This is a genomic window from Ochrobactrum sp. PL_is501 (assembly GCF_055816895.1).
Genome location: NZ_JBVPGR010000035.1, coordinates 410,249 through 432,775 on the forward strand (window position 1 = coordinate 410,249; position 22,527 = coordinate 432,775).

Consider the following 22,527-nt stretch of genomic DNA (forward strand, 5'->3'; position numbering starts at 1 on the left):
AATTAGCTGGAGCGCCTTCCGTCGCTTCGGTGCGGGAGGCTCGGCAGCTTCGGAAGCAAATGCAAGAAACCGCTGCCGGGGCGAAGTCCCTCCCGCATGAAGAACGCCCGTAGCGGTGCAAAAGAGCGAAGCATTTCGAGGCCCACTCCACGCACGATCTGCGCCGGGAGCATATCAGAGAGAAGCGAACGATTGAGTGCATCGACCGAGCCGGTGCGTGCCAGAATGTCTGGGCGTCGCGCACGGTCATAGGTGCGAATGACCCGATCCGAACCGGGATCGACCGGGTCGCTCTCTATAGCCTTGACCAGCGTTTCGACATCACGTGAACCCAGATTGAGCCCTTGCGCGCCGATTGGCGGAAAGACGTGAGCGGCTTCGCCGATGAGAATCGTGCGCCTGGCCGCAAAGACGTGAGGTACCAGGCCGGAAAGAGGCCAGGCCTGCGGCTCAATATCGAGCGTGATCTTGCCCAGCATGGACTGCATCATATTCTCGATGCGTTGAGCGAGCGTGGTTTCATCAAGTGCAAGCAGCGCTTCGGCGCGACCGGGATTGACCACCCAGACGAGGCTTGAGCGTTTCCCCTTCAATGGGACCTGCGTGAAGGGACCTTCTTCTGTGTGAAACTCCGTCGAAATGTTCTCGTGGTCGACGGCATGCGAGAAAGAAAGAACGACAGCTGTCTGCGGATAGCTCCAGCGGCGTGTGCGGATGCCCGCCGCTTCGCGAGCCATGGATTTGCGCCCGTCTGCGGCAACGACAAGTCGTGCATGCAGTGTTTCGCCGCCGGAAAGTGTGACCGTTACATGGTCGCCATTGTGGCGATATTCGATGACGGGTGCATTGATGCGCTGGATGTTCGGATTGCGTGCGACTGCTTCGGCAAGTTTTTCGTTCAATACCGCATTGGGGATGTTGTAGCCAAATGCGGCCTCATCGATTTCACCCGCGCGGAAAGTTACGACCGGGCTTCGTACAAGACGCCGCGTCGCGTCGATAATGCGCATGGAAGCAAGAGCAGCCGCTTCCGGCTCGATATCCCGCCAGACGCCCAATCCTTCCAGCAACCTGATGGCGGGCATCATGAGCGCTGTCGTGCGACGGTCTCCCTTGTCGGTCTCCGGTCCGAGCAGGATGGTGCGATAGCCTTTCGTGCCAAGGGCCAGCGCGGCCATCATTCCGGCAGGCCCGCCGCCGCTGATGATAATGTCGGTGAGTGGCTTGTTCGCAACAAGATCGTTCATCGTGTCTCATCCCTGGTCCGACAGGTGCGAACCTGGTGCACCGTCTGATGATTCCAGCCGCACTTAAACCGAATTGCAGCCAAAAGGCCATTCTTCCGTGGGATTATGGCGGATTTGCCTCATGCCTTACTTGCTCTTTTGCGCTTATTCAGGGAAAGCTGCTGCAGGATCATCGCTCTCCTCAGGGAAAGTATTTCGATGATCCTGAGGTTTGGGGATGCCGGTTTGTTTGGTGTATGCGTTCCCCGTTTGATGAAATGTACTCGCCGCCTCGGGGAATGTCTTGGGTGGGATAAGCGCGGCGACAAACTGAAATGGCGGACGGCGTGAAAACCAAACTGACCGGAAAACTCAAAGCCAAGAAAGTCACTGCGCCGCAAGCCAAGGCGTTTTCGGTACATCTTCTGACGGCATCGGGTTCGTTTCTGGCATTCCTTTCCATCGTGGCGGCCAGTGACGGTCGCTACACGGCGATGTGGTGGTGGCTGGGGCTGGCGCTTTTCGTCGACGGCATCGACGGTCCCATCGCGCGCAAGCTCGAGGTCAAATATGTCCTGCCAAACTGGTCGGGCGAGCTTCTCGACAACATCATCGATTACGTCACCTATGTTCTGATACCGGCCTTCGCGCTCTATCAAAGCGGGTTCATGGGAACCTATCTGTCCTTCATATCCGGCGCAATCATCGTGGTTTCGAGCGCGATCTATTATGCCGATACCGGCATGAAGACGAAGGAAAATTTCTTCAAGGGCTTCCCGGTCGTCTGGAATATGGTGGTCTTTACGCTTTTCATCGTCAGGCCAGGAGAGTGGGTGGCGTTTGCAACGGTTGTCGCGTCGGCAATCCTGTCGTTTCTGCCGATCAACTTCCTGCATCCCGTGCGTGTCGTGCGTCTGCGGCCGCTTAATCTGACTGTTTTCCTGCTCTGGTGTGCCTTTGGCGCAGCTGCGCTCTATTATACTCTGGATGCGCCGCTATGGGTCCGCGTCGGCATATCCGTGACGGGGCTCTACATCTATTTCATCGGCGCTGTTATGCAGTTTTTCCCGGGATTGGGACGGACTGCCACTGTCATCGCGGCTGAAAAAGCCGCCGCCGCAAGGAAGAGTGGAGAAGCATGATGATCAACGCCATTCGGGTTCATCAGACTGGTGGGCCGGAAGTCATGAAGTATGAACAGATCGCGATCGGCGAACCCGGTCCGGGTGAGGCGAAAGTGCGCCACGAAGCCGTCGGTCTCAACTTCATTGACGTCTATTTCCGTACTGGCCTTTACAAAGCGGCGCAGATGCCCTTCACGCCCGGAAACGAAGGCGCGGGCATCGTCGTAGCGGTTGGTCCGGGCGTGGCCGATGTTCGCGTCGGCGACCGCGTTGCCTATGTGGCGACACCGGGATCCTATGCAGATGAACGCATTCTGCCAGTCGACCGGCTGGTGAAGGTTCCGGACAATGTCGACCTGAAAACCGCTGCCTCGATGATGCTGAAAGGCATGACCGCGCAATATCTTCTGCGGCGCACATTCAGGGTCGAGCCGGGACAGACGATCCTTTTCCATGCTGCTGCCGGCGGTGTGGGCCTGATTGCCGGGCAATGGGCGAAGTATCTTGGCGCCACCGTTATCGGAACGGCAGGATCGGAAGAAAAGATCGCGCTGGCCAAAAAGCACGGCTACGATCACGTCATAAATTACCGTACCGAAAACTTCGCCGAAAAGGTGAAGGAGCTGACGGACGGAGCGGGCGTCGATGTGGTGTATGATTCCGTTGGCCGCGATACCTATATGGGCTCGCTGGATGTGCTGAAGCCGCTCGGCATGTTTGCCTGCTTCGGTCAGTCGTCCGGTGTCATTCCGCCTTTCGATCTCGGCATTCTTGCGCAGAAGGGCTCGCTCTTCGCCACGCGGCCGACGCTGTTCAATTACATTGCCAAGCGATCCGACCTCGAAAAAACCGCAGCCGAGCTTTTCGAGGTGGTGGGAAGCGGAGCGGTCAAGATCGAGATCAACCAGAGCTATGCTCTCAAGGATGCGGGCAAGGCTCATGAGGATCTGGAAGCCCGCAGGACGACTGGTACGACCATTCTGCTGCCCTGAGCTGACTGATGATTGCAGCGGTGTGCATATGTCCACCGCTGCTTGCTTTTGTGCTTTTCAAGAGCAGACTTGCTGGCTAAGGTCGCTCAAAAATACAAATGGGGAACGATGACAGCGCCTTTATCCGACCGGCCTCTTCTTGATGTCCGCCGGCTCACGAAAGTATTTGGTCAGCTGCGGGCCTGTGATGGTGTAGACCTCACCATCGGGGAAGGTGAGATTCACGCGCTTCTGGGCGAAAATGGTGCCGGAAAATCCACCTTTGTAAAAATGTTGTTCGGCGCACTCCAACCCCTTGAGGGCGAAATCGTCTGGAAGGGGCAGCCTGTCGCGATAGAGGAACCTGCCACTGCAAGAAAACTCGGCATTGGTATGGTTTTTCAGCATTTTTCGCTGTTCGAATCGCTTACCGCCGCTGAAAATATCGCCCTATCGCTTGACCGTTCCTTGCCGCTTTCAGATGTTGCAAAGCGTGCGTATGAGGTTGGTAAGACATACGGCCTTCCAGTGGATCCTCAGGCCCATGTCGGTGATCTGTCCGTTGGCGAACGCCAGCGTATCGAAATAGTGCGCTGCCTTCTTCAGGAACCCGACCTCATCATCCTCGATGAGCCGACTTCCGTATTGACGCCGCAGGAAGCCGACAAGCTGTTTGAAACGCTGGAACGTCTGAAAGCCGAAGGCAAGTCCATTCTTTATATCAGCCACCGTCTGGAGGAAGTGAAGCGCCTTTGTGACCGCGCAACCGTGCTGCGGCATGGGAAGGTCGTCGCGCATTGCGATCCGCGCAAGGAAACCGCCGCGTCGCTCGCCCGCATGATGGTTGGAAACGACATCAATGTTGTGGCGCGTACCCCCATTGCGGCAAATGCGGGTGAAGATGCGCTTTTTGAAATTAGGTCCCTGTCACAGCCGCCGCGTGGACCGTTCTCGACCGCCCTGAAAGATATTTCACTTTCGGTTGCTGCTGGCGAAGTGGTTGGCATAGCGGGCGTTGCAGGCAACGGACAGGGCGAATTTTTCGAAGCTGTTTCCGGTGAAGTATTGCAGTCTAACGCCTCGAATGTGCGTATCCGGGGTAGGGATGCAGGTAAGTCCGGTATTAGCGAAAGACGCATGATGGGAGCGGCCTTTGTTCCGGAAGAACGGCTTGGACATGGCGCCGTTCCGACGATGACGCTGACCGACAATCTGTTCCTGTCCCGGTACAAAACCGACTCAAAAATGTTCCTGCGCGGTGGCAAACTGAAATTGATCGCGGAGAGCGCGCTACGATCGGCTGCAAAACGCATCATCGAACGGATGGATGTGCGCAAGAGCGCTGAAAATCCGCCTGCGTCGGCACTTTCCGGCGGCAATCTGCAAAAATTCATCATCGGGCGCGAGCTTGACCGTTCACCGTCGGTCATGGTCGTGAACCAGCCGACATGGGGCGTCGATGCTGGTGCTGCAGCGCATATTCGTCAGGCGCTCGTTGATCTTGCGCGTTCCGGTTCAGCAGTTCTCGTTATCAGCCAAGACCTCGATGAGCTTCTTGAAATCAGCGACCGGATCGCAGTCATGAATCACGGCCAGCTTTCGCATCCTGTGCCGATTGCCGAAGTCACGCTGGAAAAGATCGGCCTCTTGATGGGCGGCGTTTCAGGAGAGGCTGCATGATGCGGATCGAAATCGTCAAACGCCCGCAGCCGTCGAAACTTTTCAGCGCCCTGTCACCGTTGCTTGCGCTGTCGCTGACGCTGGTTTTCGGCGGTCTCGCTTTCGCAATGATGGGCAAGGAACCGCTGCATGCGCTCTACGTCTTCTTTGTCGAGCCTTTGTTCGATATCTGGTCGTGGCATGAGCTTTTGGTAAAGGCCGCACCGCTGATCCTGATTGCGGTCGGTCTTTGCGTCTGTTTTCTGTCCAACAACTGGAATATCGGTGCCGAGGGACAGTTTATCGCCGGTGCGATAGCGGGGTCGGTCTTGCCGGTCATGTTCCCGGATTTGCAGTCATGGGTGGTTCTGCCCGTGATGATGCTTATGGGGATGGCAGGCGGGGCGGCATATGCATCCATACCCGCCTTTCTGAAAGTACGCTTCAACACGAACGAAATCCTGACCAGCCTTATGCTTGTCTATGTTGCGCAGCTCTTCCTTGACTGGCTCGTGCGCGGCGCATGGCGCAATCCCGAAGGCTATAATTTCCCGGAAACCCGCCAGTTCAATGATAGCGCCATTCTGCCGGAAATCTGGAGCGCATCGGGCCGTGCCCATTGGGGTTTCATCTTTGCGCTCGTTGCGGCGGCGGTCGTCTGGTTTCTGCTAAAGCACACGCTGAAAGGCTTCGAGAGCAAGGTAATCGGCCAAAGCCCGCGGGCAGGGCGCTTTGCGGGTTTCAGTGCGGGCAAGATGGTGTTCTTCGTCTTTGCGGTTTCGGGTGCTCTTGCCGGTCTTGCGGGGATTGCGGAAACTTCGGGCGCTATCGGCCAGCTTCGCCCTGTCATTTCTCCGGGCTATGGTTTCACGGCAATTATCGTTGCGTTCCTCGGACGCCTCAATCCATTGGGGGCGATTGCAGCCGGTTTGGTGCTGGCGCTTTCCTATCTTGGCGGTGAGGCCGCACAGGTGTCCATCGGCATCTCGGAAAAATCCGCACGCGTGTTTCAGGGCATGATCCTGTTCTTCGTGCTCGCCTGCGATACGCTCATCCTCTATCGTATTCGGTTCATATCCGCAGCCCGAGCGGGAAAGGCCTGATCTCATGGATTTGTCGCAGGCTATTCTCCTTACGATTGCAACTGCTGCAACGCCGCTCCTGATCGCTGCCATCGGCGAGCTGGTGGTCGAACGCTCCGGCGTGCTCAATCTCGGCGTCGAAGGCATGATGCTTATGGGGGCTGTGTCCGGTTTCGCCATCGCGCAGATGACCGGTTCGGCTTGGCTGGGTCTGGTCGCCGCTGTGTTGGTCGGCGTGCTGTTCGCGGCAATCTTCGGCTTTCTCACGCTCACCCTTGTCACCAATCAGGTGGCGACCGGGTTGGCGCTTACAATTCTCGGCGTTGGGGCATCGGCCTTGCTCGGCGAAAGCTTTGTCGGGCTTCCCGGCGTCCGGCTTGAAGCGGTTCATATTCCCTATTTGACCGATATCCCGCTTGTCGGGCGGTTCATCTTCGGTCAGGACCCCATCTTCTATATGTCCATTCTGCTGGTTGTCGGCGTTGCATGGTTTCTGTTCCGCACACGGGCAGGGCTTACATTGCGTGCCATTGGCGACAGCCATGGCTCGGCGCATGCGCTCGGCGTGCATGTGGTGCGCACGCGTTATCTGGCGGTGCTGTTCGGCGGGGCCTGTGCCGGTCTTGCAGGTGCGCAATTATCGCTCGTTTATGTGCCGCAGTGGGTGGAAAACATGACTGCAGGGCGCGGGTGGATCGCGCTTGCTCTTGTGGTTTTCGCTTCGTGGCGACCGTGGCGGGTGTTGATCGGTGCTTATTTGTTCGGTGCTGTGACTATCGGCCAGCTCCACGCGCAGGCGCTCGGCTTTGGTCTGCCGTCGCAGTTTCTGTCTGCGCTGCCTTATCTTGCGACGATTGTGGTACTGGTCATCATTTCGCGCAACAAGCGCCTGACGATGATGAATACGCCAGCTTCGCTTGGCAAGCCGTTCGTGCCGGACAGGTAAGACGAGCGGTTAAGGGGTAACGAAAATCACTCCCAAGGATTTTTGTTTTGGTTAGTGGGTAAAAACAAGGAGTGCAGGGAACATGAAAAAGACGCTTATGGCAATTGCCACTGCAACGAGCTTTATGCTCGGCGGCGCGGCGCATGCAGAAGAAAAACTGAAAATAGGCTTCATCTATATTGGACCTCCGGGCGACTTCGGCTGGACCTATCAGCATGACCAGGCCCGCAAGGAACTGGTCGAGGCGCTTGGCGACAAGATCGAAACCACCTTTCTGGAAAACGTGCCGGAAGGTGCCGACGCCGAACGTTCCATCGAACGTCTGGCGCGCGCAGGGAACAAGCTGATCTTTACGACGTCGTTCGGCTATATGGACCCGACCCTCAAGGTCGCCAAGAAGTTTCCGGATGTGAAGTTCGAGCACGCAACCGGCTACAAGACCGCCGACAACATGTCGGCCTATAATGCGCGCTTCTATGAAGGCCGTTATGTTCAGGGCGTGATTGCTGCCAAGATGTCGACCAAGGGTGTCGCCGGTTACATCGCTTCCGTGCCGGTGCCGGAAGTTGTGCAGGGCATCAATGCATTCATGCTCGGCGCGCAGTCCGTCAACCCTGACTTCAAGGTCAAGGTGATCTGGGCCAACTCCTGGTTCGATCCGGGCAAGGAAGCCGATGCGGCCAAGGCTCTGATCGATCAGGGCGTCGACATCATTACCCAGCATACAGATTCCACTGCTGCTATTCAGGTGGCGCATGACCGCGGCATCAAGGCGTTTGGTCAGGCTTCGGACATGATCAAGTTCGCGCCCGACACGCAGCTTACCGCTGTCGTGGACGAATGGGGTCCTTACTATATCGACCGTACCAAGGCCGTTCTCGATGGCAGCTGGAAGAGCCAGAATGTCTGGTGGGGCATGAAGGAAGGTCTCGTGAAGATGGCGCCTTACACCAACATGCCGGACGACGTGAAAAAGCTGGCGGAAGAAACCGAAGCCAAGATCAAGTCGGGTGAATTGAAGCCTTTCACCGGCCCGATCAAGAAGCAGGACGGTTCCGTCTGGCTCAAGGAAGGTGAACAGGCTGATGACAAGTCCCTGCTGGGCCTCAATTTCTACGTCGCGGGTGTGGACGACAAACTGCCGCAGTAAGCTTTTCCATGTTGAAACAGAGAAGGGCGCTCATCGCGCCCTTTTTCTTTTGTCACAATGTATTGGGATTGCCTGTTAAAGCGATAGCTTAAGCCCTTCGTGGCTATCGGCGAAGCCAAGCGACTGATAGAAACGCAGCGCATCCGAGCGCGCTTTGTCCGTTGTCAGTTGCACCAGGCCACAGCCGCGTTCGCGGCACTGATCGATTGCCCACTCTATCATCCGGCGGCCAATTCCGCCGCCGCGAATGTGGCTTGCAATCCGAACGCTTTCGATCTGGCCGCGCCACATGCCCAACCGGGACAGGCCGGGTATGAAGCTGATCTGCATGCAGCCAATAATCTCGCCATCCTGTTCCACGACAGCCAGAAGCTGATTGGGATCGGCGTCGATGGCTGCAAAGGCGCTGCGATAGGAATCCCGCAAGGGAAGGCTCGCATCTTCGCGCTTGGCGCCCAGCGCATCATCGGCCAGCATGGCGACGATCGCAGCCACGTCAGCCGAGGCGGCTTTTCTGATCGTTATGGTTGCGTCCGCCGCCATCAGACCGCGATGCCGTGCAGATCGTAAGCGTCACTTGCCTCGATCTTCACCGTCACGATGTCGCCAACGCGAAGCGGACGGCGCGACTGGATGTGGACGCTGCCGTCGATTTCCGGCGCATCGTAACGCGTGCGGCCTTTGCCGACCGTGCCATTTGCTTCATCGATGATAACAGGCAGGCGCTTGCCGACCTTCTTCTTGAGGAGATTGGTCGAAATCTGCTGTTGCTTGGCCATGAAACGATGCCAGCGCGCTTCCTTGATTTCCTCCGGAACCTGCTCAAGGCCGAGGTCATTGGCCTTCGCGCCCTTGACTGGCTCATATTTGAAGCAGCCGGCGCGTTCGATCTTGGCTTCATCGAGCCAGTCGAGAAGCAGCTGGAAATCTTCTTCCGTTTCACCGGGATAGCCGACGATGAAGGTGGAACGCACGGCCAGGTCCGGGCAGGTTTCGCGCCAGGACTGAATGCGGCGCGAGGTCTTCTCCTGATGGGCGGGACGGCGCATGTTCTTCAGCACCGCAGGCGAGGCGTGCTGGAAGGGAATATCCAGATAAGGCAGAATCTTGCCTTCCGCCATCAATGGAATGACTTCATCGACATGCGGATAGGGATAGACATAGTGCATACGCACCCACACGCCCATCTCGCCCAGTTCCCGCGAGAGATCAAGGAACTTGGTGCGAACGGTGCGGTCCTGCCACATGGCTTCCTGATACTTGATGTCGAGGCCGTAGGCGCTCGTATCCTGCGAGATGACGAGGATCTCCTTGACGCCAGCCTTGACCAGCTTTTCCGCTTCGCGCAGCACCTGATCAATCGGGCGCGACACGAGATCGCCGCGCAGCGCCGGAATGATGCAGAAGGAGCAGCGGTTCGAGCAGCCTTCGGAGATTTTCAAGTAAGCGTAATGGCGAGGAGTCAGCTTTACACCCTGTGGCGGCACTAGATCGACAAACGGGTCGTGTGCTGGAGGAGCCGCCTCATGCACAGCGCTCATCACGCTTTCATAGGCCTGCGGGCCGGTGATCGCGAGCACGTTCGGGTGGCGCTGGCGGATAACCTCGGGCTCCGCGCCAAGGCAGCCGGTAACGATCACCTTACCGTTTTCGTTGAGAGCAAGGCCGATGGCATCCAGCGATTCATCGCGCGCTGAATCGAGAAAGCCGCAGGTATTGACGATCACCAGATCGGCGCCGTCATGCTTGCGGGAGATTTCATAGCCCTCGGAACGAAGGCTGGTGATGATGCGTTCGGAATCGACAAGCGCCTTCGGGCAGCCGAGTGAAACGAAACTGACGCGCGGTGCGCTCATGGTGATACCTTGCGAATTTCGGAAAATTGCGCGCGCAATATCATGATAAAGGGGCAGCGGTAAAGTTAAGATGATAAAAAAAGCCGGAGCGCAGGGCTCCGGCTTTCAATCGCAAAACGGGAATCTGCTTACTCAGCCTGATCCGCAGGAGCCGCGTTGAGCTGGCCGTAACGTTCTTCGCCGATCTTGGCGAGAAGATCGAGCTGGGTTTCGAGGAAGTCGATATGGCCTTCCTCATCAGCCAGCAGCTCATCGAAAAGCTGCTTGGAAACGTAATCGCCGAGTTCGTCGCAGATTTCGCGGGACTTCTTGTAGGAAGCGCGGGCGTCGTATTCGCCTGCAAGGTCGGCTTCCAGAACTTCCTTGACGTTCTGGCCGATGCGCAGCGGAGCTACGGTCTGCAGGTTTGGAAAGCCTTCCAGGAAGATAATGCGGTCAATCAGCTTGTCGGCGTGATGCATTTCTTCAATCGATTCTTCACGTTCCTTCTTGGCAAGACGCGTGAAGCCCCAGTCGTTGAGGAGGCGGTAGTGAAGCCAGTACTGGTTTACAGCGCCAAGCTCGAGGAACAGAGCCTCGTTAAGCCGCTCGATGACCTTTGGTTCGCCTTTCATTCCATGAACTCCCGAATTTGTCGCGTAGAGAACGTACACGATCCATGAACTGGACCACGTTTTCGTCCATTTGGTTATGACGAAGATGATACTCTTCAGTCACCCTTATGATCGTTTCCACGACGTTTGGGAAGCAGCCACAGCAACGGCCGCGCTTGGACATGACATTATAGACGGTGCCGGGAACGATAAGTTGCCAGCAATCCTGATCGAGAAGCTCGATAACGACGGCTTCAATGTCTTTATCGGTAATAACGTTGCAGCTGCACACTAGCATGAGGAGACATCCCCCATGCCTGCAAAGCAGAAATCAAACGCGAAAAGCATCGTGTGGAGAGACTTTACCGGCTCTAACTGTACTTCAACTGTTTGGCTACGCAGAAAAACTGGCAGCTTTATTTTGCTTGTGGCGCAAGGCCGAACTGAACCGGTCAAAGGTTCCTCCAATTGCAAGGGTTAAAGGCCCGAACATTAAAGGCAGTACTTGGGTAGGACTTTTAAAACCCACCAAATTAAGTCAGGTTATGGCCGGTGAAGCTTTGTTCTGTCAATTTTTATGTTTTTGAAAGGTTCTAAAAATCAATAACTTGGAATCGTTCTAAATATGAGTTAACTACCCATCTTTAAAAGACAATTGAGTTTAATTGCCCTCACGGCGACGTTTGAATCGCGCCGCCATGAGGTTGTGCGCCATTTCGCCGCATCTTGTGGATAGGTGTCAGGCGCCGAGGACGGAGCTGAAACCTTCAAACTGCGGAGGCCCCATATAGAGCGCCTTGTTATCGCCAGCGTTGCGATGCGCATCGCGAAACTGCTCGGACTTGGTCCAAGCGATGAAATCATCGCGACTGCGCCAGACTGTATGCGACGCATAAAGCGTGTAGCCTTCCTCTTCGTTTGTCGCGCCGCGCAGGAGGTGAAAGCCTTCGAAACCCGGCAGTTCCGACAATTTGGAGTCACGGTTTTTCCAGACAGTCTCGAAGTCGGCCTCGCTGCCGATGCGAACCTTGAAGCGATTCATGGCTATGAACATTGCTGATCCTTTTCCATCAGGTTGGGGATTGGCTATTTTATACAGTTCCGGCGAGTGCAGCGGTAGGGCTGCACTCGCCGCGTCACATCTCAGGATCAAAAGGCCGCCGCGGTCAGGTTGGTCGGCCTTGACAGATGTGACGATCTCGAAAGAGAGGCTAGAACGCCTCCCGAAGTTTTAGAACTGGAACTGGGTCGAAACGAGGAATGTGCGTCCGCGGCCAGAACCATAGGTGCTGAGAGCAGGAGTGTATTTCTTGTCGGCAATGTTGAGCACCTGAAGCGAAAGATCGACCGTATCGGTGAACTTGTACTTCGCGAAGACATCCACCAGCGTGTAAGGGTCGGTATCGCTTCCGCTGATGCTCCTACCGCTCGAAACGTGCTGGACCCGCAAGCCGCTTTCGAGCTTGCGCTCGAAAAAGCGCGCACCGGCCGTAACCGTTACCACGTCTTCCGGTAAATACTGGTTCGCTCCAAGCCCTGCCGTTTGTTTGGGCAGTTCAGAGGTGGAATGCGTATAAGCAATGCCACCGAAGGCGAAGCCAGCGTCATAACGAGCGTCGAGTTCGAAACCTTTCACATCGGAAGTGCCGTCCACGTTGATGAACTGACTGTTCGTGCTGGAGGCTGTGATATAGTCTTCAACTCGCATCATGTAGTAGTTGGCCTTAACACGCAGGCCGTCTTCCGCTGTAAAGATGCCGTCGCGTGCGATATTGACGCCGAACTCCCAGCCGCGCTGCTTTTCAGGGCGCAGGTCTGGATTGCCCCGCAAACCTGTTGTACCCGCATGGGCAACGCCACCAAGGAAGGTTTCCTGCAAGGTTGGCGAGCGCATGGAATGCGCATAGGTGATGTAGGGCTGCAGCCAGTCGGTCAGGTTATAAGCAACTGTGACCTTGGGGCTGAGTTCGCCATCGCTGTTCGAAATGGAGCTGTCTTCGCTCTCGAGCTTGAAATAATCGTAGCGCAGGCCGGTGACGACTTGCAGGGCCTGATAATTCCAGGTCGCCTCCGAGAAGACTGCGCCGCGATTGGAGTTGGCATCCGTCGGGTTGACGCCAGTGATGTTGCCGCCTGCATTGTCGCGGTTGATTTCAAAGCCGTTCTTCCACGCAACAGCTACATCACCAAAGGTGAAGCGCGACGTGTTTGAGGCGGTCATCCCTGTGGTGTCCGTTGAAATCTGACGCCCTACATAGCTGCCATTGCCGCCCACCCAGTTTTGCAGCGTGCTGTTGTGGTACACGTTGACATCAAGGTCGATGAGATTGTTGTCGGACGGGTTATAGTTATACTGTGCGAAGAATGTGCGGTTCTGGAGGAACATATCGTAGATCGTATAGGTTCCCGGACGGTAGCCGGTCGCATACGTTCCGTAGTGGTTGTTGTAGAGGACGCCACCAAGTGTCAGCTTCTGGTCCTCGCCAAGACCGAACTCGGCTTTGAACAGGCCGGAGGTCAGTTCCTCGCCGGACTTCTCGACAGTAACGCCGTCGCCGTTCTTGTAGTTGTTGGAATCGTGACGGCTGATTGCGGCAACAAGCCCGATGGAATTGACGCGGGCCGCACCCGCCAGCATTTCGGAGAAGCCGGTTCCATTGCTGCCCCAGGAGGCACGGCCGAGAACGCCCTTGTCCTTGCCGTCGAGAATGACATCGTCAACGCCGAGCGTGCGGAAGTTGACGCTTCCTGCGAGAGCGGTGCCGCCTTCGGTCGTGACCGCGCCGCGCGCCACATCGATTTCGGACAGCAGGTTGGGATCGATATAGGCATAGCCCTGTGCATCATGCGCGGTATTGCGATAGCTCTGCGGTACGCCATCAATCATCATGTTGACGCGACCGGAACCCTCGAAGCCGCGGATATTGACGGCGACACCCGGGTTGGAGCCGCTCTGGAGGGTGAAGACGCCTGCGGTTCCGCGCAGCACATCATCGAGTTTCGCGCCACCGAAGCGATTGATCTCTTCGCGGTTCACCTTGCCCACGGGCGCCGTGACTGAGGTCGGCACCTGCGCGTCGTTCGCTCTGCGAATAGTGATTGTTTTCAGCGCGACGGCGGCTTCATCTTCAGCCGCTTTCTGCTCTTGCGCGAATGCCTGTGACGTCATCGCCACGAGAATGACAGCAAGCCCCGTGCTTGCCTGAAATGACCTTTTGTAAACCCCACCAGTCGCCCGCATTTCCAATGTTTCCTTCATGACCAGACGCGCTTCGTCGGCCCGATGGTCGACGAAGAAATCCAAAAAATTCAATTGTTTATGACTTCCCCCTCGGGAAAAGGCCGCGTGCTGGCTGGGAAGAAAATTTCTCCCTGGCTGGCGCTGGAAAAAGCGAGATTTAAACTTGACTCGTTTATTCCAGTAATGCAGTGATTAATAAACATGACTATTGATGTCAACAAAACAAATTTGCTGTCATCACCGTGTGGAAAGTCGATGCTGAGGCAAGAGAATGAACAGGCGTATCCATATCGACATGCAGGTGCGGTTGCCGCGCGGACCCGTTTCCGAGCGGACAGCAAATTGCATTCCTGAAAGCCAGCTCCGCAGCGATTCGAACGAAACTGTTCCGGCTCAGATAAAACCTCGCCTCGGCGAGAGTGTGCTTGAGCCGCAACTGAAGACCTATGGCAGCCGCGAACTTTTCGACGGCTCCCGGGAAGTGGGCATAGAGCACGGCGGCTCTCTCTATCGCCTCAGGATAACCCGCCAAGGCAAGCTCATCCTTAACAAATAGGCAACATCAGATGACGACCCATACCAAGCCCTCCCCAGAGGCGATTCTCAAGGCACGGGCTGATAATCCGAAAATGCGTGAACGTGATTTTGCGCAGTTCCTCAGTGTATCAGAAGCCGATTTTGTTGCAGCACATTGCGGGCAGCCCGAGACAGCGCCGATTTCTGCGCGGCGCATTCGTGCCGATGTCGAAACGCTGTTGAACCGCATCGCATCTGTCGGTGAAATCATGGCTCTGACGCGCAATGAAAGCGTTGTTCATGAAAAGATCGGACCTTTTGAAAAGACGATCTGGGGCCCGCATGCTTCGCTGGCGCTCGGCAAGGAAATCGACCTTCGCATTTTCCCGAAGCACTGGGTTCACGGTTTTGCCGTTGCCAAACAGGATGGCGAAGCAACGCGCCGCAGCCTGCAGTTCTTCGACGCCACCGGCGAGGCAGTCTTCAAGATTCACCTGCGTTCGGCTTCTAATATTGCAGCCTATGAGGCGCTCGTTGCTGATATGCTGCTGGACGATCAGTCACCTGTTATCGAAACCAGCATCCTTGCTCCCAAGGGGCCGAAGGCGGATGTGTCTCTTCTCGATATTGACGCATTCCGCGAGCGTTGGGGTGCTCTGACCGATGTGCACCAGTTTGTCGGCTTGCTGAAGGATTTTGGCGTTGACCGGCATCAGGCCGTGCATCTTGCCGGTCATGATTTCGCTTGGCGGGTCGATACCTCCTCGGTTGAAGCCACGATGAACCATGCGGTGCAGGAAAAGCTGCCAATCATGTGTTTTGTCGGAAGTCGCGGCTGCATCCAGATTCACACGGGGCTGATCCACGAGATCAAGATGATGGGGCCGTGGCTGAATGTGCTGGACCCAACTTTCCACATGCATCTGCGCACCGATCACATTGCCGATGTATGGGTCGTGCGCAAGCCAACGAAGGACGGTCATGTCACATCGCTGGAAGCCTATGATGCCAATGGCGAGCTGATCGTTCAGTTTTTTGGTGAGCGTCATGAAGGCGAAGCGGAACTGGCGGACTGGCGCATGATTGTGGAAAATCTTCCGCGTCTGCCACAGTCGTCGGCTGCGTAAGGTGACGGCGATGTCGTTTATTTTTACGTGTTTCAGGCGCGGCGCAGGCCTGGTTGCCATCGCCTTGTCGCTCGCTGCTGGTACGGCTCGCGCTGAAACGGTCGATCATTTCACCGACACGTCGCGCATTGTTTCCGTTGGCGGATCACTGACGGAAATAGTCTACGCTCTCGGCGCGGAAAAAATGCTCGCGGGGCGTGATCAGACGAGCATTTATCCCGACGCGGCGAAGAAGCTGCTCGATGTAGGATATATGCGCCAGCTTGCGCCCGAAGGCGTTCTTTCGGTCAATCCAACCGGCATTCTGCTTCTGGAAGGCAGCGGCCCGCAGGATACGCTCGATGTTCTAAAAAAGGCGTCCGTGCCAATGATCGTCGTGCCGGAGGCCTTCACCGGCGAAAGCGTCGTCAGGAAAATCGAGATCGTGGGCAAGGCTCTCGGTCAGGAAGAGAAGGCCAAGGAACTCGCCGCCGAAGTTTCTCGTGATATCGAAGCGGCTGAAAAGGCTGCGGTGGGTCACAACCCGCGCAAACGTGTGCTTTTCGTACTGTCGGCTCCGGGCGGACGCATGATGGCATCAGGCACCGGCACTGCGGCTGATGGCATGATCAGGCTTGCAGGCGGTGAAAACGTGATCAGCGAGTATCACGGATACAAGCAGCTGACCGACGAGGCCGTTGAGAAAAAGGCGCCTGATATGATCCTGATCATGAATACAGGTTCGGATGGGATGACGCCGGAATCACTACTGAAAAACCCGGCTATCGCGGCAACACCAGCGGGGCGCAACGGGAACATCATTTCGATGGAGGCGTCCTATCTGTTGGGTTTCGGGCCGCGAACCGGCGCTGCCATTCGTGACCTGTCGGCAAAACTCTATGGCGCTCCTACGGGGCAGTAACATGGTCGGGCTTGCGCGGTTCAAGCGCGAGCCTGATTGCAAGGATTATTCGAAATGACAATCCAAGGTCGCGTGGTGCGAGAACAGCGCATTGCAGCGCGTCTTTCACAAAATGACACGGGAGATCGTGCGGCACGCGCGCGGCTCACCATCATATTGCTCGCGATGGCCTTGTGCATCGCTGCTCTTTTCAGTCTTACGGCTGGCGCTTCGGATGCGTCCGTGCTTTCGGTTCTGCGCGCCCTGACCTCCGGCGGAGCCGAGGGCGCGGATGCATTCCGGCGCGATCATCTGATCATCGTCGAAATCCGCCTGCCGCGCATCGTCATGGGCATGCTGATAGGAGCGGGGCTTGCGGTTTCCGGGGCTGTCATGCAGGGTCTTTTCCGCAACCCGCTTGCCGATCCGGGTCTCGTCGGCGTTTCTGCCGGAGCAAGCCTTGGAGCGGTATCCATGATTGTTTTGGGCGGCACAGTTCTTGCGCCTGTCATTGCGATGCTTGGCGTCTATGCGCTGCCGCTAGCCGCATTTCTGGGCGGGCTTTGCAGTACGTTTCTACTCTATCGAGTGGCGACACGGCGAGGCCGAACCTCTGTGGCAACCATGTTGCTTGCTGGTATCGCACTGGCGGCCTTAGCAGGTGCTGCCACCGGTGGGCTTATCTATCTGGCCGATGACCGTCAGCTCCGGGACCTGACATTCTGGGGCCTTGGCTCGCTTGCCGGCTCCACTTGGGCGAAGATTGGCGCCGCAGGTCCGATCATTGCCGCCGTCCTCGTCGTGTCGCCCTTGCTGGCGCGGGGCCTCAATGCGCTGGCTCTTGGAGAAGCTGCCGCTGGCCATCTCGGCATTCAGGTGCAGCGCATCAAAAACATCGCCATTGTCACGGTGGCTGCCGCCACCGGCGCGACGGTCGCCGTCGCAGGCGGGATTGGCTTTATCGGTATCGTGGTGCCGCATATGCTGCGCCTCGGGATCGGTCCGGATCATCGCTATCTGCTGCCAGCATCGGCCTTGCTGGGTGCGACGCTTCTGCTGCTCGCAGATGCGGTAAGCCGCACGATTGTGGCTCCCGCAGAATTGCCGATCGGCATCATCACCGCGCTTTTCGGTGCGCCGTTCTTCCTCTGGATATTGCTGCGCCAGCGCGGCCTGCTCGATCTGTGAGGCTGTCATGATTGAAACAAACTCATTGAGCGTAAGCCTGTCGGGCAAAAACATCATCAGCGACATCGGCTTTTCCGCCAAACCGGGCGAGGTGACGGCAATCGTCGGGCCCAACGGCTCCGGTAAGACCACGCTGCTGCGTGCGCTTTCCGGTGACGTTGCATATACTGGAACGGCTTGCCTCGATGGCCAATCCTTCGCGGAAATCCAGCCGTGGCAGATGGCGGCGCGCCGGGCCGTACTGCCGCAAGCGAGCGCCCTGTCATTTCCCTTCACGGTACGGGAAATCGTGAAGATCGGGCTTACGGGCGGCTATAGCGGCGTTTCTCGCGATGAAGAAAAGCGGCTGCCCGATCTCGCCTTGCAAAGGGTTGATCTTGCCGGTTTCGGTGGGCGGCTCTACCAGGAGCTTTCCGGCGGAGAGCAACAGCGCGTGCAGCTTGCCCGTGTTCTGTGTCAGGTCTGGAAGCCGGTTATCGACGGGAAAGCGCGGTATCTGTTTCTGGATGAGCCGATTTCAAGCCTCGATATACGGCATCAGATCGTCGTGATGGAGATTGCGAGAGATTTTGCGGCCGCAGGCGGTGGAGTGATCGCGATCCTGCACGACCTTAACCTGACTGCCATGTTCGCCGATCGTATCGCAGTGATGAGCAAGGGCAAGCTTGACGTAATGGGCACGCCGCGCGAAGCGCTGACCGATGAGCGGCTTGAACGCGTCTATGAATGCACATTGCGGGTAGGCGTTCCGCCTGAAAAGGGTGTGCCTTTCGTATTGCCACAGTCTGCTTATCGCGCAGCCGCAGAATGAAAAAGGTCCGGTAGCAAGCCGGACCTATTCGTTCGCGCTTCGGTATCGAGCCGTCAGCCCGCCACGCGCTCTTCTTCCATTTCATCAAGACCAAGCAGGTGACGCACATTCGGGCGCGCCTTGACGAGATCTGCAATGCTGTACTTCATCAGAACACCGAAAAAGGCGTTGAGTGCCTCACGGAGTGCCGAATTGAGCGCACAGCTATCGACCAGCGGGCATTCGGTAGCGTCATTTTCGAAGCACTCAGCCATGGCGAAGTTTTCTTCGGTCACACGCACGACATCGAAGAGAGAAATGTCCTTGGCCGCCCGACCAAGGCGCACACCGCCGTTGCGACCGCGCACCGTGTTTACCAGTCCATGCTCAACGAGCGGCTGTAGAATCTTGAACAAGAATAGTTCAGAAACGCCGTAAGCGCGCGCAATTTCGGGAATACGGCTGAGCTTGCCGTCATTGGCAGCGCAGTACATGAGCATACGAACGGCATAATTCGTCTGGCGGGTAAGACGCATCACTGTTCCTTTCAACACGTCTCGGAGTACTGCACGCCTCAATGCGAAGGCAGCGATAATCCGATCCTTGATTTCGCAATTCCAACCGCAAACGGTTCATCCCTGTTTCGGAACTGCTTCAAAATTCTGGTCGTCTTCGCATGTATGATCCAGACAGGTTGAAGGCTCCGCCGGATCATGCGCTAAAGAAGGGTATTTGTTTCTTAACCCACTTTAGAATCATTCTTAAAATATATGAAGTCTTTTCTCATCTTTAAAGGGGAAAAATTGTTGTTAGCTGCGGCCCCCTTATTCGCCGCAAAACCTACTGGCAGACATCTATCCACTCGGCGCGGACCAGTTCTGCCATTTTGTGAGGAGCGATGCGCACGGCGCTGTTTGTCGCCCCGGCTGCTGGCACGACTTCCTCGAAACTCTTCAGCGATACATCGCAATAAACGGGCAGGGCGCTAGGCAGTCCAAATGGGCAGACACCTCCTACGGGATGGCTGGTTTGCGCAAGAACGCTCTCGGCATCCAGCATGCGCGGCTTGGTTCCAAACTGATCCTTGAATTTGCGATTATCGATGCGGGCATCGCCACGGGTAACGATGAGAATGGTCTGGTCCTTTGCTGAAAAGGAAAGCGTTTTGGCGATCTGTCCCGGCTCGACACCATGTGCTTCTGCGGCGAGAACGACAGTGGCGGTGCTTGTTGGAAGTTCAATCACTTCGATTTCAGGCGCTTTCGCCGCAAAAAAGGCCTTTACGGAATCCAGACTCATAGCTTCCCTTTTTCTTATTTTGATTATTAAACTCAAGTTTATGCCGTATTCTGCCGCAGAACAAGACCCACTGGTTTTCTGCGGCGTTTTGGCATGAGTTTCTACCAGATCGAAGCCTCGGTTCGCAACAAGGCCCGCACCTTAGATGGGAAGGAGCGGGCGGTCGCCGCCGCTGGTTGCGTTTCCTTATGTCTAGAATACTGGCGAATGAAACAGTGCACGTTGACGTGAAAAGAAAAGCTGCTAAGAAGTCACTCGCTGAGCGATTGGTCACAAATCGGTAGCGTGGTTCCGTTTGCTGCTTTCCCTAAAACTGGGAAAGCGTAATGAAGCAATCGTATGGAGGGGTGGCCGAGCGGTTTAAGGCACCGGTCTTGAAAACCGGCGTGCAGGAGACTGTACCGTGGGTTCGAATCCCACCCCCTCCGCCAGTATACAATCCACACTTCGCTGTGCTGCGCTATTTCTCTTGCATTTCCGGGCGTTTTTCCTCACTTCACTATCCAGCGCGATCTACCGCCAGCTACGTCAAGCTTCACATTTTGTGTATATGATGTGTATAGCGGCCTCCGGAAATGTGTACATCGCGCAAAGTGCGATGTGTATACGGTCTGGGAGGGCTGATGCTTACAGATACGGCCATAAAAAAAGCGAGGGCAGGCGATAAAGGTTATCATCTGACCGATTCCCAAGGGCTATCCATTTTTGTGACGCCTGCCGGCTCAAAGGTCTGGCGTTTTCGATATCGGTTCGCCGGAAAACCCAAAGTACTTTCCTTCGATTCATATCCCGAAGTATCGCTCGCGGAAGCGAGGCAGCTCCGCGATGAGGCGCGGAAGCTGGTCAAGGCTGGGATAGACCCGGCTGTAGAAAGACGGAAATTAAAAGCAGGTCCACCAGATCCCGACGCAAACACATTTGAGAGGGTAGCGCGAGACTGGTTCGAGCTGCAGAAGTCATCTTGGGTCGAAAGGCACGCGGATGACGTGATTACCAGTTTGGAGAGGGATGTTTTTCCTGATCTCGGTTCAACCGCAATATACGACATCACTCCGCCTGACGTGCTTGAAGTGCTGAGAAAGATCGAAAAGCGCCCTGCAATCGAAACGGCACATAGAGTTCGGCAGCGCATGTCTGCTGTGTTTGTTTTTGCCATAGCTAGCGGCAAAGGATTGAATGATCCTGCGGCAATCGTTCAAAAAGCACTCACGCCGATCCAGAAAGGACGCCAGCCTGCCGTCGCGACATTGGCCGAGGCGCGAGAGATAATAGCAGCACTCGATCGTGAGCCTGCACATCCCGTTACTCGGCTCGCCATGCGGCTGCTGGCGCTGACCGTTGTTCGCCCCGGCACGTTGATTACCACGCGGTGGGATGAGCTGGCAGACGTGGATCCAGAAAAACCAATATGGAGGATCCCGGCTGCGCGGATGAAGCTGCGCAAAGCGATGAAGGATGATGATCGCAACGATCACGAGGTTCCGCTATCGCGCCAAGCATTGGAAACGCTCAAGGCGGTGCATACTCTGACCGGAAAGGGTCCTTATGTATTTCCGAATGCGCGGCATGCACACAAGCCAATGAGTGAGAATGCGCTTGGATATCTTCTCAATCGGGCGGGATTTCCTCATAGGCATGTGCCGCATGGCTGGCGGTCAACATTTTCGACGGTAATGAATGAAGAGTTTCCAGCGGAAAGGTACGTTATCGACGCCATGCTGGCACACAAGCCGAAGGACAAGGTCGAGGCCGCGTACAATCGAGCACAACACATGGTTCGCCGCGCTGAGCTGGCGCAGATATGGGCCGATAAGCTGTTAGAAGGGGCGTTGCCTGCCGCCGATCTTCTGGGTGGACGTAGGCGGTCAGCGCCGACGATATTTGGCGAGATTGGCGAATAAGAAAAGAGCGGGTTCCCCCGCTCTCTAATGCCTTGGTAATTCTTCGATCCATTGTTGAATCTCGTCTGAGCGCCATCTGACGCAGGTAGGGCTGAGTTTAACCGCCTTTGGAAAGCTGCCTTCGTTAATTTTCTTGTATATCGTTGCCCGTTGGATTCCTGTGATCTTTATCACTTCCTGCAGAGGCATCAACCGAGTGGTCTCGCAGTCAAACATGGTTAGCCTCCTTTGCGCGCAAGATGACTTCCATGCGTTCAATATGTCGCTTCAAAAGACTAATGCGGCCCTGAATGATGCTGTGTCTGACTTCTTCGATAACCTGTTCGTCGCTGACCGGCTTTTGGTCGTGGTGCATATGCAGCCATGTGTCCAGCAGGTACGTCTCGACATTGAAACGGCAGAAATTGGAAAAATCAGTCACGTTCTGCCTCCTTTGCGCGCAAGAGGGCGATGCAGAGGCTGACCGCATCAAATGGCGAGTGGCCGGTGAAATAGCTGTCCTTCTGTTCGCCGGGAATGAATAGTTCACCCAGATACAGGCTCGGGTCTGGTCCTTCGCCATCGTTGCCGACGCGATACATCACATCAGGGTATAGCCTGCGAGCCAGCGCGATAATGGCGTCTTTAGAGGCGGTGAAAAAAAGCGCGGACGTGGAAACCCAACGGTCGGTAATAGGATCAATCCATACGTCACTATCGACAGGTTCATCTATCCCGAAGTCATTTTCCATGTATGCGCCAATGTGGCGTTTCCCGCGCACGTAGAACAGAGACATTATCTCTGCATCCACCTCCCTGTCAGGCGCGTCTAGCTTGGAGAGGCGGGTAATGAGGTCGGAAGTCATAGCACACCTACATAGAAAAGAGTTGCACGAATGAGGTGGTAACTGAGGTAGAACAGTGCCCCGCCAGCAAGTGCAAACAGGGCTGCTAGTCCGATAAAGGCCAGCCAGATAAGCGGTGTTGGGTCAGGGTAGC

Annotated in this window: 24 protein-coding genes and 1 tRNA gene; 13 read left to right on the top strand and 12 right to left on the bottom strand. The window is 56.2% G+C overall.

Annotated elements, in window-relative coordinates:
- Positions 1-2 precede the first annotated feature (2 nt).
- A complete protein-coding gene (locus AC0TOF_RS13235; protein WP_473768588.1) occupies positions 3-1,247 on the bottom strand; it encodes a UbiH/UbiF family hydroxylase in 1,245 nt (414 codons plus the stop codon).
- Between the two features lie 314 nt (positions 1,248-1,561).
- Between AC0TOF_RS13235 and pcsA the strand changes: the two genes are divergently transcribed.
- The 6 genes from pcsA to AC0TOF_RS13265 all read left to right on the top strand — a co-directional run bounded on the left by pcsA (position 1,562) and on the right by AC0TOF_RS13265 (position 8,158).
- Positions 1,562-2,368: a phosphatidylcholine synthase gene (gene pcsA / locus AC0TOF_RS13240; protein WP_473768589.1), complete on the top strand. Its 807-nt coding sequence runs from the start codon at positions 1,562-1,564 to the stop codon at positions 2,366-2,368.
- Positions 2,368-3,342 (top strand): quinone oxidoreductase family protein, encoded by a 975-nt coding sequence (locus AC0TOF_RS13245; protein ID WP_473768622.1) that lies wholly within the window; start codon positions 2,368-2,370, stop codon positions 3,340-3,342. The genes pcsA and AC0TOF_RS13245 overlap by 1 nt, the downstream gene beginning before the upstream one ends.
- Before the next feature lie 108 nt (positions 3,343-3,450).
- The gene (locus AC0TOF_RS13250; protein ID WP_473768590.1) at positions 3,451-5,001 is read left to right on the top strand and encodes an ABC transporter ATP-binding protein; all 1,551 of its coding nucleotides are present in this window, start codon (positions 3,451-3,453) and stop codon (positions 4,999-5,001) included.
- Entirely contained in the window at positions 5,001-6,083 is a 1,083-nt protein-coding gene (locus AC0TOF_RS13255) for an ABC transporter permease (RefSeq protein ID WP_473768623.1), read from the top strand. Before AC0TOF_RS13250 ends, AC0TOF_RS13255 begins: the two co-directional genes overlap by 1 nt.
- A gap of 4 nt (positions 6,084-6,087) precedes the next feature.
- Complete coding sequence (locus AC0TOF_RS13260; protein ID WP_473768591.1) at positions 6,088-7,008, top strand: ABC transporter permease; 921 nt, start codon at positions 6,088-6,090, stop codon at positions 7,006-7,008.
- A gap of 82 nt (positions 7,009-7,090) precedes the next feature.
- Entirely contained in the window at positions 7,091-8,158 is a 1,068-nt protein-coding gene (locus AC0TOF_RS13265) for a BMP family ABC transporter substrate-binding protein (RefSeq protein WP_473768592.1), read from the top strand.
- Between the two features lie 75 nt (positions 8,159-8,233).
- On the opposite strand, the gene AC0TOF_RS13270 is transcribed toward AC0TOF_RS13265, so the two are convergent.
- The 6 genes from AC0TOF_RS13270 to AC0TOF_RS13295 all read right to left on the bottom strand — a co-directional run bounded on the left by AC0TOF_RS13270 (position 8,234) and on the right by AC0TOF_RS13295 (position 13,920).
- Positions 8,234-8,701, bottom strand: a complete 468-nt coding sequence (locus AC0TOF_RS13270; protein ID WP_473768593.1) for a GNAT family N-acetyltransferase — start codon at positions 8,699-8,701, stop codon at positions 8,234-8,236.
- Positions 8,701-10,014 carry a 30S ribosomal protein S12 methylthiotransferase RimO gene (gene rimO, locus AC0TOF_RS13275; RefSeq protein ID WP_122003585.1) on the bottom strand — a complete coding sequence of 438 codons (1,314 nt, stop codon included), beginning with the start codon at positions 10,012-10,014 and terminating at the stop codon, positions 8,701-8,703. The genes AC0TOF_RS13270 and rimO overlap by 1 nt, the downstream gene beginning before the upstream one ends.
- A gap of 128 nt (positions 10,015-10,142) precedes the next feature.
- On the bottom strand, positions 10,143-10,628 hold the full coding sequence (gene bfr, locus AC0TOF_RS13280) for a bacterioferritin (protein WP_006468896.1): 486 nt from the start codon (positions 10,626-10,628) through the stop codon (positions 10,143-10,145).
- On the bottom strand, positions 10,594-10,905 hold the full coding sequence (locus tag AC0TOF_RS13285) for a (2Fe-2S)-binding protein (protein ID WP_012093011.1): 312 nt from the start codon (positions 10,903-10,905) through the stop codon (positions 10,594-10,596). Before AC0TOF_RS13285 ends, bfr begins: the two co-directional genes overlap by 35 nt.
- A gap of 441 nt (positions 10,906-11,346) precedes the next feature.
- Positions 11,347-11,661, bottom strand: a complete 315-nt coding sequence (hmuQ, locus tag AC0TOF_RS13290) for a heme-degrading protein HmuQ (protein WP_473768594.1) — start codon at positions 11,659-11,661, stop codon at positions 11,347-11,349.
- 177 nt (positions 11,662-11,838) lie between these two features.
- Positions 11,839-13,920: a TonB-dependent receptor domain-containing protein gene (locus AC0TOF_RS13295; protein WP_473768595.1), complete on the bottom strand. Its 2,082-nt coding sequence runs from the start codon at positions 13,918-13,920 to the stop codon at positions 11,839-11,841.
- A gap of 349 nt (positions 13,921-14,269) precedes the next feature.
- Between AC0TOF_RS13295 and hemP the strand changes: the two genes are divergently transcribed.
- The 5 genes from hemP to AC0TOF_RS13320 are packed head-to-tail and all read left to right on the top strand — an operon-like array spanning position 14,270 to position 18,370.
- Positions 14,270-14,404 carry a hemin uptake protein HemP gene (gene hemP, locus AC0TOF_RS13300; RefSeq protein WP_473768624.1) on the top strand — a complete coding sequence of 45 codons (135 nt, stop codon included), beginning with the start codon at positions 14,270-14,272 and terminating at the stop codon, positions 14,402-14,404.
- A gap of 10 nt (positions 14,405-14,414) precedes the next feature.
- The gene (locus AC0TOF_RS13305; protein WP_473768596.1) at positions 14,415-15,491 is read left to right on the top strand and encodes a hemin-degrading factor; all 1,077 of its coding nucleotides are present in this window, start codon (positions 14,415-14,417) and stop codon (positions 15,489-15,491) included.
- Between the two features lie 10 nt (positions 15,492-15,501).
- On the top strand, positions 15,502-16,392 hold the full coding sequence (locus AC0TOF_RS13310; RefSeq protein ID WP_473768597.1) for a heme/hemin ABC transporter substrate-binding protein: 891 nt from the start codon (positions 15,502-15,504) through the stop codon (positions 16,390-16,392).
- Positions 16,393-16,446: 54 nt separating this feature from the next.
- Complete coding sequence (locus AC0TOF_RS13315) at positions 16,447-17,559, top strand: FecCD family ABC transporter permease (RefSeq protein WP_473768598.1); 1,113 nt, start codon at positions 16,447-16,449, stop codon at positions 17,557-17,559.
- 7 nt (positions 17,560-17,566) lie between these two features.
- Positions 17,567-18,370, top strand: a complete 804-nt coding sequence (locus AC0TOF_RS13320; protein WP_473768599.1) for a heme ABC transporter ATP-binding protein — start codon at positions 17,567-17,569, stop codon at positions 18,368-18,370.
- A gap of 53 nt (positions 18,371-18,423) precedes the next feature.
- On the opposite strand, the gene rirA is transcribed toward AC0TOF_RS13320, so the two are convergent.
- Entirely contained in the window at positions 18,424-18,885 is a 462-nt protein-coding gene (gene rirA, locus AC0TOF_RS13325) for an iron-responsive transcriptional regulator RirA (RefSeq protein WP_122002282.1), read from the bottom strand.
- 304 nt (positions 18,886-19,189) lie between these two features.
- Complete coding sequence (locus AC0TOF_RS13330; RefSeq protein WP_473768600.1) at positions 19,190-19,648, bottom strand: YbaK/EbsC family protein; 459 nt, start codon at positions 19,646-19,648, stop codon at positions 19,190-19,192.
- Between the two features lie 341 nt (positions 19,649-19,989).
- Between AC0TOF_RS13330 and AC0TOF_RS13335 the strand changes: the two genes are divergently transcribed.
- A tRNA-Ser gene (locus AC0TOF_RS13335) sits at positions 19,990-20,079 on the top strand.
- A 192-nt stretch (positions 20,080-20,271) separates the two neighbouring features.
- Positions 20,272-21,549: a tyrosine-type recombinase/integrase gene (locus AC0TOF_RS13340; protein WP_473768601.1), complete on the top strand. Its 1,278-nt coding sequence runs from the start codon at positions 20,272-20,274 to the stop codon at positions 21,547-21,549.
- 24 nt (positions 21,550-21,573) lie between these two features.
- On the opposite strand, the gene AC0TOF_RS13345 is transcribed toward AC0TOF_RS13340, so the two are convergent.
- From AC0TOF_RS13345 to AC0TOF_RS13355, 3 genes are read right to left on the bottom strand one after another with little or no spacing between them, the layout of a single operon-like run.
- A complete protein-coding gene (locus AC0TOF_RS13345; RefSeq protein ID WP_025090253.1) occupies positions 21,574-21,765 on the bottom strand; it encodes a helix-turn-helix transcriptional regulator in 192 nt (63 codons plus the stop codon).
- Positions 21,758-21,970, bottom strand: coding sequence for a hypothetical protein (locus tag AC0TOF_RS13350; protein WP_473768602.1), 213 nt, complete (start codon positions 21,968-21,970; stop codon positions 21,758-21,760). Before AC0TOF_RS13350 ends, AC0TOF_RS13345 begins: the two co-directional genes overlap by 8 nt.
- Positions 21,963-22,394 carry a hypothetical protein gene (locus AC0TOF_RS13355; protein WP_473768603.1) on the bottom strand — a complete coding sequence of 144 codons (432 nt, stop codon included), beginning with the start codon at positions 22,392-22,394 and terminating at the stop codon, positions 21,963-21,965. Before AC0TOF_RS13355 ends, AC0TOF_RS13350 begins: the two co-directional genes overlap by 8 nt.
- Between the last annotated feature and the right edge of the window lie 133 nt (positions 22,395-22,527).